The organism is Fibrobacter sp. UWH4, from assembly GCF_900142475.1.
In the GTDB taxonomy this organism is placed as follows: domain Bacteria; phylum Fibrobacterota; class Fibrobacteria; order Fibrobacterales; family Fibrobacteraceae; genus Fibrobacter.
Genome location: NZ_FRAY01000006.1, coordinates 64,814 through 78,288, shown reverse-complemented (window position 1 = coordinate 78,288; position 13,475 = coordinate 64,814). Strand labels below are relative to the sequence as shown.

At 52.1% G+C, this 13,475-nt stretch carries 11 protein-coding genes; 7 read left to right on the top strand and 4 right to left on the bottom strand.

Features of this window, described 5'->3' with window-relative positions; translation table 11 throughout:
- Positions 1–233: 233 nt before the first annotated feature.
- Positions 234–1,511 (top strand): O-acetylhomoserine aminocarboxypropyltransferase/cysteine synthase family protein, encoded by a 1,278-nt coding sequence (locus BUA93_RS11845; RefSeq protein WP_072979689.1) that lies wholly within the window; start codon positions 234–236, stop codon positions 1,509–1,511.
- 155 nt (positions 1,512–1,666) lie between these two features.
- Here BUA93_RS11845 and BUA93_RS11840 read toward each other — a convergent pair whose 3' ends face one another.
- Positions 1,667–3,949 carry a YgiQ family radical SAM protein gene (locus BUA93_RS11840; RefSeq protein WP_083597401.1) on the bottom strand — a complete coding sequence of 761 codons (2,283 nt, stop codon included), beginning with the start codon at positions 3,947–3,949 and terminating at the stop codon, positions 1,667–1,669.
- Positions 3,950–4,117: 168 nt separating this feature from the next.
- Between BUA93_RS11840 and BUA93_RS11835 the strand changes: the two genes are divergently transcribed.
- The 3 genes from BUA93_RS11835 (at position 4,118) to BUA93_RS11825 (ending at position 7,582) form a co-directional block, all read left to right on the top strand.
- On the top strand, positions 4,118–5,284 hold the full coding sequence (locus BUA93_RS11835; protein ID WP_072979687.1) for a pyridoxal phosphate-dependent aminotransferase: 1,167 nt from the start codon (positions 4,118–4,120) through the stop codon (positions 5,282–5,284).
- 500 nt (positions 5,285–5,784) lie between these two features.
- On the top strand, positions 5,785–6,621 hold the full coding sequence (locus tag BUA93_RS11830) for a TIGR02147 family protein (protein WP_072979685.1): 837 nt from the start codon (positions 5,785–5,787) through the stop codon (positions 6,619–6,621).
- Positions 6,602–7,582, top strand: a complete 981-nt coding sequence (locus tag BUA93_RS11825; protein ID WP_175547432.1) for a hypothetical protein — start codon at positions 6,602–6,604, stop codon at positions 7,580–7,582. The genes BUA93_RS11830 and BUA93_RS11825 overlap by 20 nt, the downstream gene beginning before the upstream one ends.
- Before the next feature lie 3 nt (positions 7,583–7,585).
- Here the strand turns inward: BUA93_RS11825 and BUA93_RS11820 are convergent, their stop codons facing one another.
- Together BUA93_RS11820 and BUA93_RS11815 are read right to left on the bottom strand one after the other, a co-directional pair.
- Positions 7,586–8,251: an epoxyqueuosine reductase QueH gene (locus tag BUA93_RS11820; RefSeq protein ID WP_072979837.1), complete on the bottom strand. Its 666-nt coding sequence runs from the start codon at positions 8,249–8,251 to the stop codon at positions 7,586–7,588.
- A 48-nt stretch (positions 8,252–8,299) separates the two neighbouring features.
- On the bottom strand, positions 8,300–8,692 hold the full coding sequence (locus BUA93_RS11815) for a hypothetical protein (protein WP_072979681.1): 393 nt from the start codon (positions 8,690–8,692) through the stop codon (positions 8,300–8,302).
- Positions 8,693–8,999: 307 nt separating this feature from the next.
- Between BUA93_RS11815 and BUA93_RS11810 the strand changes: the two genes are divergently transcribed.
- Positions 9,000–10,409 carry a carbon-nitrogen hydrolase family protein gene (locus tag BUA93_RS11810; RefSeq protein WP_072979679.1) on the top strand — a complete coding sequence of 470 codons (1,410 nt, stop codon included), beginning with the start codon at positions 9,000–9,002 and terminating at the stop codon, positions 10,407–10,409.
- 2 nt (positions 10,410–10,411) lie between these two features.
- Complete coding sequence (locus BUA93_RS11805) at positions 10,412–10,972, top strand: NUDIX hydrolase (protein WP_072979678.1); 561 nt, start codon at positions 10,412–10,414, stop codon at positions 10,970–10,972.
- Here BUA93_RS11805 and BUA93_RS11800 read toward each other — a convergent pair.
- Positions 10,969–12,528 (bottom strand): hypothetical protein, encoded by a 1,560-nt coding sequence (locus BUA93_RS11800; RefSeq protein WP_072979676.1) that lies wholly within the window; start codon positions 12,526–12,528, stop codon positions 10,969–10,971. The genes BUA93_RS11805 and BUA93_RS11800 overlap by 4 nt on opposite strands.
- 82 nt (positions 12,529–12,610) lie before the next feature.
- Between BUA93_RS11800 and rsmG the strand changes: the two genes are divergently transcribed.
- The gene (gene rsmG / locus BUA93_RS11795) at positions 12,611–13,444 is read left to right on the top strand and encodes a 16S rRNA (guanine(527)-N(7))-methyltransferase RsmG (protein ID WP_254793968.1); all 834 of its coding nucleotides are present in this window, start codon (positions 12,611–12,613) and stop codon (positions 13,442–13,444) included.
- Positions 13,445–13,475 lie beyond the last annotated feature (31 nt).

Below are 13,475 nucleotides of genomic sequence, written 5' to 3'. Positions count from 1 at the left end.
AAATATAGAAACCGCTTGGAGAAGTTGGACTTTTCTGATCGGGGATATTTCGCGCAAAAAAGTGGGCTTTTTAGTTCGTGTTATAGCTTTTTGTTATGGCTACCTATAAGTTTGACCTAATAACGGGGTGTTTTTTTACATTTTTTTTCTTTGGTTATCACTTTTTTATAGACTTGGTTATAGGATCTATCTATATTGAATTTCATAAAAATTTTAGGAAAAAGGATAAGGAAATGTCCAAGATCGAAACTTTGTGCGTCCAGGGCGGCTGGCAGCCGAAAAACGGCGACCCCCGCGTCCTCCCCATCTACCAGAGCACCACTTTCAAGTACGAGTCCAGCAACGCCATGGCCGACCTGTTTGACCTGAAGGCTAGCGGCTACTTCTACACGCGCCTGCAGAACCCGACTAACGATGCCGTGGCATCCAAGATTGCGGCCATGGAAGGCGGTGTCGCTGCGATGCTCACGAGTTCCGGTCAGGCAGCGAACTTCTTCGCCGTGTTCAACATCTGCGAGGCGGGCGACCACTTCATCAGCACCAGCGCCATTTACGGCGGTACCAGCAACCTCTTTAGCGTCACCATGAAGAAGCTGGGCATCGAATGCACATTCGTGGACCAGGATGCTAGCGACGAGGAAATCGAGAAGGCCTTCCGCCCGAACACCAAGTGCTTCTTCGGCGAGACGGTTGCAAACCCGGCCGGCAAGATTCTGGACCTGGAGCGCTTCGCGAAGCTTGCCCACAAGCACGGCGTGCCGATGATTGTGGACAACACGTTCCCGACTCCGATTCTCTGCCGCCCGATCGAATTCGGCGTTGACATCGTGACCCATTCCACCACCAAGTACATGGACGGTCACGCCATGGCCGTGGGTGGCTGCATTGTGGATAGCGGAAACTTCGACTGGGAAGCCCATCACGACAAGTTCAAGGGCCTCACCGAACCGGATCCGAGCTACCACGGCCTTGCCTACACGAAGGCTTTCGGCAAGGGCGCCTTCATCACGAAGGCTACGGCACAGCTCATGCGCGACCTCGGCAGCATCCAGGCTCCGCAGAATGCGTTCCTGTTGAACGTTGGCCTTGAAACGCTCCACCTGCGCATGCCGCGCCACTGCGAAAACGCTCTCGCCTGTGCGAAGTTCCTGCAGAACCACCCGAAGGTGGCCTGGGTCGACTACGCGGGCCTCGAGGGCAACAAGTACCACGAACTTGCTAAGAAGCAGTTCAAGGGTGGCCTCCCGTGCGGCGTTCTCACCTTCGGTATCAAGGGTGGCCGTGAAAAGAGCATCCAGTTCATGGACAACCTCAAGATGATTTGCATCGTGACCCACGTGGCCGACGCCCGCAGCTGCGTGCTGCACCCGGCAAGCCACACGCACCGTCAGCTCAGCGACGAACAGCTCATCGAAGCAGGCGTCGCGCCTGACCTGATCCGCTTCAGCGTGGGTATCGAGAATGTCGAAGACATTATCGCCGACCTTACGCAGGCTTTGGACAAAGTGTAAGTTTTTTATATAAAATAAATTCAAGGGTACCCCTTGTCAAGGGGTACCCTTTATTGTAACTTTATCCGCAAAAAGTGTTTTGAGGGTTAGGAGTCCATCAAACACCTCGGGGAGTTCTGCCACGCAAGTGGTGGGACTCCCTTAGGGGTGTATTTTTATTTTCCGCGGCGCATGGAACTGAATTGCACCGGGGAGTTTTGGCGTTTATCGCCGTTGTTTCGCGTGTTGTTGCGAGAATCGCGATTCTTGTTTCCGCCGCGGTCGTTGTAGAATTTGCGATCGCTATGGAAACTCTTGCGCTGCTCGCCGTTGCCGAAATTACTGTTGCGGTTGTCGTCACGGAAGTCGCGGCGTTCGCGGTTGTCTTCGCGGCGGCCTTCGCGGCGGCCTTCGCGGTTGTTTCCGCGGTTTTCACGAGAATCGCCGCCGTTGTTTCCGCTGTTACCGAATTGTGCGGCGCGGCGTTCCTTGCGGGCGGAGTTTTCCCAGCGACCCTTGTCGCCGGATTTCTGCGGCACAATAGTGACGGCACGCTGCTCGCGTTTCTGCTGTTCGCGCTCGCGGTAGACTTCGTTTTCTTCGCGTTCCTTGCTCGGGTAGAATTCCTTGCCTTCAGCCTTTGCGCTGCGGCTTAGGAGCAGTCGGCCAATCTTGCCGAGTTTCAGGCGCTCGAGTGTGGCGCGAATCTGCGGGCGGTTTTCGGGAATGTACCAGAAGAAGAACTGGCGCTGACTCCGCTTCTGTTCCGGTGTTTTCGCCACGTAAAGCGGCTTGCCGTCCGGCGTCATTTCGCTGTAGAACATCTCGGTCGCAATCGTCATCGGTGTCGGCGTAAAGTCCTGCACCTGTTCCAGCTGGAATCCGAGCTGCTTTGTCTCGAGTGCAAGTTCCGCCATGTCGGCCTCGGTACATCCGGGGTGGCTACTGATAAAGTAAGGAATAATCTGCTGGCGCTTTCCGATGCGCTTGCATTCGTCGTCAAAGAATTCCTTGAACTTGTGGAACAAGGTAAAGCTCGGCTTGCGCATCAGCTTGAGCACTGCATCGCTGGTATGTTCCGGGGCCACCTTCAGGCGCCCGCTCACATGATAGTCAATCAGTTCGCGGGCGTATTCTTCGTGGTCGCGGATCAGTTCCTGGTCGTCGGTTTCCTGCAGTAGCATGTCGTAACGCACGCCGCTTCCGATAAACAGGTGCTTCACCTTCGGGTGGTTGCGCACTTCGCGATAAAGTTCCAGGAGCTCGTGGTGATGCGTGTCCATGTTGTCGCAGACTTTCGGCGTGAGGCAACTGGGGCGTGCGCACTTTTGGCAACGGCTCGGGTCCTTGCCGCGCATGTTGTACATATTGGCGCTCGGGCCGCCCAAGTCGGTGATGGTGCCGGCGAATCCGTCCATCTTCGTAATCAAATCGACTTCGCGCAGAATGCTTTCGCGGCTACGGCTCGCGATGAATTTGCCCTGGTGCGCGTTGATGGCGCAAAAACTGCAACCGCCAAAACAGCCGCGGTGCGTGTTGATGCTGAACTTAATCATATCGAACGCAGGCACGTTGCCGCGTTTCTTGTAACGCGGGTGCGGTTCGCGGGCGTAGAGGTATTCAAAGCTCTCGTCGAGTTCGCCGTATTCCAGCGGCGGGTACGCGGGGTTAATCACCACGGTCTGTTCTGCGACATCCTGCAGAATGCGGCGCTGGAACCATTTGTTGCATTCAATGTCCACCTTGCGACAGTTGTCAATCTGATTGCGCTTATTGGCAAGGCAATCTTCGTAGCTTGCGAGGCGCAAGTCTTCCCATTGCTTGGTCGTCGGGATTTGCCCCTTGGGCGCCAGGTAGGCCGTCTGCGGCACGGAATGCAGGCTCGAAAACGGTACGCCCTTCTTCAAGAGTCGCACGATTTCCTTGAGCGGCTTTTCGCCCATGCCGTACACGAGAATGTCTGCCTGCGTATCGAAAAGAATGCTCGGCTTGAGTCTGTCGCTCCAGTAGTCGTAATGCGTCACGCGGCGCAGGCTCGATTCAAGCCCGCCAATCAGCAGCGGAACATCGGGGTAGAGTTTCTTTAAAATCTTCGCGTACGTGTAAGTCGCGTAATCCGGGCGGAAACCCGCCTTGTTTCCTGGCGTAAAGGCGTCGTCGCTGCGGAGGCGTTTTGCCGCGGTGTAGTGGTTCACCATGCTGTCCATGCCGCTAGAAATCGCGAAGAACATACGCGGTTTGCCAAGCTTCTTGAAGTCGCGCAAGTCATCGCGCCAGTTCGGCTGCGGGAGTATTGCCACGCGCAAACCTTCGTGCTCGAAAAGGCGACCGACTACGGCATGCCCAAAACACGGGTGGTCCACGTAGGCGTCCGCGCTGATGATAATCACATCGACATAGTCCCAGCCGAGTTCCTCCAGGTCTTCTTTGCAGATGGGTAAAAAGCGCGGATCGTACATAATCTGCAATTTAGAAAAAAATGCATAGTTGGTAGAGCTTAGACGCTTCGCGTGTAGAACTTAGATAGGTGGCAACTAATGAAACTTATAGATGGGAGAGGGTTCTTAGCTCTAAGTTCTAAGTCCTGAGATCTGAATTCAATTGTCTTTCTTTCTACATTTTCTTCCATGAAACCTTTAAGCAATCGTACGGAACATTTCACGGAATCGGTCATTCGTCACATGACGCGCATCGCGAACGCTTGCGGCGCCATCAACCTTTCGCAGGGTTTCCCGGATTTTGACCCGCCCAAGGCCTTGCAAGACCGCCTGGCCGAAGTCGCCCACACGGGTCCGCACCAGTACGCGATTACGATTGGCGCTCAGAATTTCCGCGAGGCGCTTTCCAAGAAGCAGGAGCATTTCAGCGGACTCCGTTACGACCCGCAAACCGAAATGGTCATCACTTGCGGCAGTACCGAAGCCATGATGATTACGATGATGTCGGTCTGCAATCCGGGCGACAAGGTGGTCATCTTCTCGCCGTTCTACGAAAACTACACTGCCGATACGATTCTGAGTGGGGCGACTCCGATTTACGTGCCGCTCGATCCGCACGATTTTACCTTTGACGCAAACGTTCTCGAAGATGCCATGAAACAGCCGGGCGTGAAGGCTCTGGTGCTTTGCAATCCGTCGAACCCGAGCGGAAAAGTCTTTACCCGCGAAGAACTGCAGATTATCGCCGACCTCGCCATCAAATATGATTTGTATGTAATCACCGATGAAGTCTACGAACACATCGTCTTTGCACCGCACCGTCATACTTATATTGCGACGCTCCCGGGTATGCGTGAACGCACCATCGAGTGTTCCAGTCTTTCCAAGAGCTATTCCATTACGGGCTGGCGCTTGGGCTACGTGCTCGCTGCCGAACCCGTCATGAACAACATCAAGAAAATTCATGACTTCACGGTGGTGGGGGCCGCTTCGCCGCTGCAAGAAACCGCACTCACTGCGCTTAACTTTGGCGACGATTACTACGCGGAACTGCAGGCGCATTACACGCACATGAAGGAAATTTTCACCGGCGGCCTGCGCAATCTGGGCTTCAAGTTCACCGAGCCGCAGGGCACGTACTTCGTGATGATGGATATCAGCGAATTCGGCTACAAGTCCGATGACCAGTTCTGTATCGACCTTGCGCAAAAAGTGGGCGTCGCCGCAGTACCTGGCTCCAGCTTCTTCCGCGAACCGGTGAATCACCTGATCCGCTTCCATTTCGCCAAGAAAGACGAAACCCTCTACGACGCGCTTAACCGTCTGGAAAGTCTGAGAAAGAAACTGAAATTGTAGGAAGTAGACAGTGGTTAAGGATGTGTAATGTGAAATGTGTGATGTGGAATTGTTCATTTTTCATTAGTCATTTCACATTCCACATTGTGCCTGTGTCGTCCTGAGCTATACGAAACTTGGCAACTTGTTGCCTTAGTTGAGTTATCCTCTATGTGGAGAAGAGCCGCAAGGCTCGGAATCGAATGATCTCTACTTAAATGTCATCCTGGAGGGCTCGTAGAGACCGACGGGATCCAGGTCATATTTGCCTTTATGAAACAGATCGTTTCATAGAATGCTTGTTATTCTGTTTAATTTTATGAAAAGTAGTGATTTTTACTAAAAAATCACTTGTTTTGTTTCATAGAATTCTCTATCTTTTGTTTGAAACAAGAAAACCATAGCCTTGGATTGGCGGGAGATGCCCGCTAAGGTTGGTGATAAGGTCCCTGAGCTCGGTTGGTGAGCCTGCCGAACCATGCCGAAGGGCTGGACCACGGGGCATGACGAATTGCGAGAATATGAAACCGATTGCAGAGTATAACGATTACCGCCGCTATATGCGCGATTACTACGAGGAACGCAAGCGTACCTCGTATTTCTCGTGGCGGGAGTTCGCGAAACGGGCAGGCTTTTCTTCGTCGGGTTACTTGAAACTGGTTTGTGATGGCAAGACGCGTCTCCGTCAAGATGGCGCCCTTAAGGTGGCGCGAGCCATGGAGCTTTCTGGATACCGTCGGGAATATTTTTGCCTGCTGGTAGAATTCTGCGATGCTCCGGACGAACGCTCCCGTATACAGGCTTTCTCCCGGATGCGTGCTCTGATGGAGGAGAATGGGGTGCGAGTCCTGGGAGCCGAGGCGTTCGACTATTACCGCTCCTGGGTGAATCCTGTCGTGCGTGAACTTGCTCCGATGATGTCTGGGGCAAAACCCTCGGATATTGCGAAGATGTGCGTTCCTGAGGTGACGGCGGGTGAGGTCCGCAACTCGCTGGAACTGATGGTGCGTGCGAATTTGCTGGAACGGTGTGCCGACGGATCTTACGTGCAAAAGAACAAGGGACTCACGGGGGATCCCGCCTTGTTGTCGGCGTCCATGAAGGCGATGCAAAAGCAGGTGATGCAGCTGGCAGCCGATGCGCTGGATAATGTTCCCGCCGATGAACGAGATATTTCGGGCTTTACCTTGGGCATCAGCGAAAATGCCTACCGCCGCCTAGTGGAAGAAATCGCCGCATTCCGCAAACGAGTCAAGGAAATTGTTTCCGAAGACGAAGGGTGCAGCCGAGTGTACCGATTAAACCTGCAACTGTTTCCCCTAAGTGAAAAATTGAGGAATGAAAATGAAGATAAGTGAGATGAGAAATGTTTTTGCCTTTTGTCTTGGAAGCCTCGCCCTGCTTGCAGGCTGCGGCGGCTTTACCGAAGATGTGAACGGGAATATTGTTGAAGGCACTCCCGCCGATGTGAACCAGATGGAGTCACGGTATGCACGAGCCCGTTTTATGGAATCTGGCCCCATTATTGTCGATGAAGTTCATGATTCGGTGACGCTCATCTACGAAACAATTGGCGATTGCCGTAAGGATAATGGTTCGTTCTTCTATGATCCGAATTATTATTATAGTTATTCAAGAACTTACGCCTATAGTTTCCGTGGCGATACGTTGTTGCTCACGCATCATTATGTACCGGATACTTATGAAGTGGACCAGACAGAGTTCGATGAATCCTTTGTCCTGGTTGGCGGCACTCCCGGTAAGCTAGATGGAATTTGGTTCTGGACGCAATGTCGGTATAGAGAAGAAAGAATGTATTGTGGCAATGATAACTACGATACATATATCAAATTTGATGGTGGTAAGATGGAGTATCGCATTGCGGACCGAGATAGTTTTGATTATATAGAAACTCCTTTTATGGGCGAACTGTATAGATTTATGAATGACTCCTACAGTACAATTGATTTTGGTGATATCTTCTACCACGATGACACGGAGTATTGGCGCGAATCAAATGATATAAGCATTCTTGACAAAACTAATCGAAGTGTTACGTATGTCTCCGAGAATCGTATATTTAATTTGTATGTGAATTATGCTTCTTCTATGGATAGTGTGTCCGTAACTTTGACATCTGAAGGTGTGACTTGTGTGGGTGAATATAAGTACATAGAAATGACTCCGCCAGAATTATGTAATGAAGATAATGCTGACTATATATGGGGCGAAGGAACGGGACATTCCAACTACATTAAGACGAATCGTCTTGAGTTTGAAGCCTGCATCAACGGCATTCTTGGACGCAGTCGAGAATAATGATTAGCGCGATTCTTCACGCTTCTCCGCGTCCCGCTTGGAGTACGCGCAGCCGCAGTAATTCTGTCGGTAAAGATTGTATTCCGCCGAAAGTTGGATAGAACGCTTATAGCCGCCCTTCTTCTTGAAGTCGCTAGGCAGGCGCTTGATTCCGTAAATATCGCACTGCTCTTGCACCACCTCGTTTAGCACCTGTGCGTTCTTCATGGGGCTAATCGTGAGTGTGGTGGTGAAGTATTCGCAGTTCAGTTCGCGGGCGAGCTTAGCTGATTCGGCGAGGCGCAACTCAAAACACTTGCGACAGCGTGCGCCCCCTTCGGGCTCATTTTCGAGTCCACGGACGGTGTCGTAGAATTTTTTCGGGTCGTAATCGCCTTCAATCAGCGTGACCGGATGCTTCGTCTTGAATTCGGCGACGAACCGCTTGATTTCTTCGACGCGGTGACGGAATTCTTCGTCCGGCGCGATATTCGGATTGTAGTAGAAAAGCGTGATCTTGAAGTATTGCGACAGGTATTCGATGGTGTAGCTGCTGCAGGGTGCGCAACAGGCATGCAACAAAAGCGTTGGCACTTCGCCGGTGCGTTCCAGCCTGCGGATAATATAATCCAAGTCGCGCTGGTAATTATGCTTAGGATGGCCTTTGTCATGCCCGACTTGGTCGGGCATCTCCTTTTCGCGCTGAACAATGTGCGTTTGATCCTTTTCGGCCATATATTACTCCCAGCTTAAAGTGCCAAAAGCAGTAATCCAGAAGCAGATGCTTGTCACGACGGCGAAGCTTCCCATCACGGTACGTTCCTTGTGGGCGGTGCTAAAGAGAACCGTCGCCGTATAGAACGTCAAGTACAGCGCAAAGAAGAATGCGAGAATCCGCGTCACCATGAACGGGATAATCTCGGGCAAAACGTGCCCTGCCGAAAGTAGTACGAATAGCGCCACGAACTGCATCGTGGTCGGCACGATGAAAGCCTTGCGGACCTCGGGCGGAATCACCTTGTAGCGCGCATTCATGGCGTAGGCGCCGAGCGGGGCGCCCAAGGCGAGCGCAATGTTCAAGGCGATGGCGGGCAAAAAAGCGATAGCCCCGATGATAGTTGCGAAAATCATTAGCGAAAAAATAGAATTTAGTCCGCCGAAAAAAAAGGACGGCCCCGGGTAAAGGAGGTAACCTAGGGCCGTCAGGGAGTGTTTGGGTGCCTATAAAATAGATTTTCAGGTTTGGAAAAACTATGGCCATGAACAAAATCGCGTTTACCGAAGTAAACAGGTTTGTATACATCGGCTAGGGCCTTATTCGTCGGCGAATGTCTGTGTGATTTTGCTCACACGCGGGCTCCGCAAATTTTGTGTCGAGAGCACCACTACACTATTTTCCCTTTTTCTTTTTTTTATTTTTAATTTTTAGTTACTACTTATGCAGAACCTTTATAACATTGTTGCGGAGTTATGTGCGTCTATCGTGAATTCTTGCTCCGAAGAATTCTTTGTGAGGTACAGTTGTGTTTCTCCTGCAGAAAAGAGGCGTATCTACAAGGAAGTGCAGGCGAGTGTCGGCACCTTGTTCCTGGCGAAGCCGGAGGGGAATCTTGAGACTCCTGATGATGAGTCAATCCGTGAACTTGTTCCGGCTGATTTAACCGATTCTTTTTATGCAAATTTGCAGGCGCTCATTGGACGTTTTACGGAAAATGGGGACTACTATGCGATGCTTGGACTTTTACAAATTTTGGATCAGTCCATGGCTCTGTTATTGAACAAGGCTATCGGCGAATTTGAACAGGAAAGTTTTTCGATAGTCCTGAATACGAACCGCGAATCGGTGGGCGTTGGAATTTTGCCGCGCTGCTCGTGTATTTGGGAACGCAAGCATCGCCTGGTGCACCGTTACAACAATCTTGAAAGTTTCCTGTACAATATCCTGCTCATCGAGAATTCGGTGTTGGGAGAGCTGATTGACGAACATTACTTTTTGAAGAAGGATTTGTTCCCGCGCTTCGGGGGGTGCAATGCCGTGAAAATCGCGGCGACTCCTTTAAGGCGTGAACGGAATTTTAAGGTCAAGTTGAGTGACAAGGACAAGGTCCAGTATTTCAACATTGCCTACGAAAATCCCTCGTTCGAAACGGATAACGAACTCATCTGGAAAAAAATTTGGTCCGCTGGCGAAAACGAAAGCGATATCGTCGTGTTTCCGGAACTTCTGGGAAATGCGGAGACTGCGGGTTATGTTGCTGCTAAAATAAAGTCGCTCCAGCCTGCGGATGCGCAGAAGATTCCTTCTCTGATTATTTTGCCGTCGTATTGGGAAAAGAACCGCAATGTCGTTACGGTCATGGACAAGTTTGGCCACGTGATCTGCAAACAGAACAAGCAGAACCCGTTCCGCAAGGAATTTGATGGGGTCGGCTACCTGGAACAGATCAATTCCAACCTCGTGGTGAACATTCTGCATTTTGAAGGCATTGGCCGCATCGCGATCATGGTCTGCCGAGATTTCTTGGAAACCGAGTACATGCGGCAGCTGATGCGTTGCTTCAAGCTCACGCTGATTATCGTGCCCTCGTTTTCGACAGGTTCCTACGATTTCCGCCGTTCGTTTGACCTTTGCGCCCATGAAGACTGCAACGTGGTTTGGATTAATACCTGCGCGGCGCTTATCAAGGGGAAAGAGGCTAATTTCCAGGATATCGGCTATGTGCGCAAGCGAATTTCGCGCAACGAGGACGAAGCGCAGATGCTCTACAAGATGCCCATTTGCGAAGGTGCGTTCAGGGGGGCGTGTGCGCATGACTGCATTTATTACGAGACCATTCAAGGGGTGTGATTATGGAATTCGAGTCGATCGAAAAGGTCCATCAGGGCAAGTTTATTACCCGTTACGACATTCATTACAGGACGGTCAGTGGCAAGGCCAAGACCTACGAGATGATTAGCCGCAATCCTGACATTACGGGACTTAAGGACATGCTCGAAAAGAAACCGCACGCCGTTGTGATGATCATGCACGACTGCACCGGTCAAAAGCTTCTGCTTTGCAAGGAATACCGCATGGCGGTGGGCGAGAGCATCTATAATTTTCCGGCGGGTCTGATTGACCCTGGAGAATCCTACGAAGAGGCGGCTGCCCGCGAGCTCCGCGAAGAGACGGGGCTTTCACTCATGCGCATCGATGAAGTGTGGAAACCCAGCTACTCGGCGGTGGGCTTCTCGAATGAGCGTAATGTGGTAGTGCTCGGCGTTGCGGGCGGCGAGATTCGCCCGAGCGATTCGGAACTTGAGGAAATTCAGGCGCAATGGTTCGACAAGAAGCAGATCCGCGAAATTCTTAAGGATGAACGCCTTTCGGCCCGCACGCAGACTTATTGCGCCTTGTGGAGCCGCACTTAAAAATTGAATCTGGCGAAGAATGCCGCATGTAGCGGGTGGAGCGGGGTTTCGGCGGTACGCCGGAACGTGACTGCGAGCGACAGCTGCAAAAAATCATTCCCGATGTCAGTGCTACTGCGTAGCCGGATTTCTCGCGAAGGAGTCCCCTTCGGGATTGTGAAGGTAACGCTTGCGTTGTTGAAAGCGTCTTGCGAGTAAGCGACTCCGGCTTCGTAAAGAGGCATGCCAAAGCCTTCATCTAGCGTGTGCCTTGTACGAATTTTTCCTGAAAAGGCCAGCTGTTCGCGGTCGACATTCCATGAAGACTTAATCCTTAAATCAAAGTCATTTTGTCGGCAACGTTCTTCTGCCGAAAGGCAAGTTGCGCTTGCCGTTCCCCTCAAAGCGCCAGGCCCCGTTTCTGCCGATGCCTTCAAGCTCGTCCTGCTGGAATCGCCCTCGAGTGGAATAATGGTGCGGGCGTTTACGCCGAACTTGCTCCTCCACGATTCCGCTGCGGTCACTGCAAATGTCTGGCTTCCCCAGAAGCGGCTATCTGCAATCGTTGAACTCAGGTGTGCCTCCTTCGGTAACGAATTTCCATGCAGATAGGCGTCCGCCTTCCACGCGACGATTGCGACATCCGTTTTTTCCCGGTAGTGTAACTGTATCTTGAATAGGGGAATGTCATGCCCATCTTCAGGAATCCACCAGGTGGCAAAGCTTCCCCAGTTTCCCTTGGCCATCGCCGAGACGGAATGCCTTTCGGTACGGAGTGTTTCCGAGGTGCCGCCCGTACCCGTGTGCTGATGCCGCCAGTACGCAAGTTCCAATTCCGTTCCGTTGCCGTGAACGAACCCGAGGCTTGCTCGCGTTGTCTTGGCGGTATCCAGGAGCGCCCCCAGCCGGAATTTCCAGATCGGATAAAGCATTGCCGTGCCCCATAAGGTGTCGAGCGGAATGTTGCTGCGAAGTTCCTTGGTCGAAATCTGCCCCAGGTGTGCCTCGCTACCTGCATTTTTATAAGTCAGAAGCGACTGTGTGCCGAGCCGCAACGAATAACGGTAAAAATGGAGCCGTAGTTCCGTGCGCTCGCTCTCCAGGTGCCCAAGTGAATCTGTCCGGCCTCGCCATTCGATATATCCGTGTGGAATCACGCTCGGCCGGGCATCCTTTTTTTGAGCGCGTGTGACTTTCTCTTTTGAGGTGTGCGTGTCCTCGGTGCGAGCGGTTTCCTTCCCTAAATTTTTTTTGGCCGAAGCCTTGCGGTGTTGTTTCTCAATCGGGTTGTCGGTTGCGCAACTTTCCAGGGCGTACACTTCGGCGAGCATGCACGCTTCTGGCGTGTTGCCTTCTTCAAGGAGATCAAGGATTTCGCGGGCCTCGTCGCCATCGATAATTCCGCTGTCCCACCATTCGAAAACCTGGGCCTCGTCAAGTGACAAGTCGGTTGCGTTTGCCGTAACGGGGGCTTCGGCAGGGTAATCTTCGACAGGTGCGTTGTCGTTGATGGCCGCAGCGATTTTTGCCCAGACAAGCGCAACGAATAAAATTTTAGCGCAGTATAGATTTCTCATTTCAGGAGTTCCTCTATACTATACACGCACGATTCCCGAAAATTATCCCTTTGTGCTCCTTTTTATTTCTACCTTTGCTGTCATGGCAAGTAACTGGTCCAAGAAACCGTTTTCAAGGGAATCCGCGCAGTCTCGCGACGGGTCTCAGCGGCAATCTTCTCGAAACGCTGGTTCCCGGCAACCTTCCCGCAATGCGTCCGCTGCAGGTCGCGACTTCGTGCCGCACCTCAAGGCGCCCCGTACCGACTTCCCGCTTTTTAACGGCAAGCGCGTTACGCCCTCGCTTGCGGGCCTCGACAAGTTGCTGCATTACTACGGTGTGGAACTGCAGCCCGAAACGCTCCAGCAGATTTGGGAATTTCATCAGTTGTTGCGCGCCAACAACGACGACCAGGACTTGACGCGCCTGAATGCTTTTGAGACGATGGTGGAACGCCATTACGCCGACTGCACGTTGATTAACGCCTATGTGCCCAAGTGGCCTGCCCGCATGATCGACGTCGGCAGCGGTGCCGGTTTCCCGGGGATTCCTCTCAAGATTGTGAATCACTCCATCCGCTTGACACTCTGCGAACCGCGCCCGAACCGCATCAACTTCCTCAACATGGTCATCGAGAAGATGGGCCTCAAGGGAATCGACGTGTTCGGCCACAAGGTGACGAGCCGCAGCATGACCATTCCGGTAGACGGGGTCATCAGCCGCGCCTTCGAACTCATGGAAAAGACGCTCCCGCGAATTGCCAATTCACTCAAGGTGGGCGGTCGCGTGTTCTTTATGAAGGGCCCCGCCGTGGCCGACGAACTCAAGACCTTCCATCCGGAAGATTTCGGCTACAAGTTTGTAGGGAAGCATTTCTACACGATTCCGAACAGCACGCAGGAACGCGCCCTCATAATTCTTGAACGCATAGAATAAAATTAATGTGTAATGTGAGATGTGTAATTAA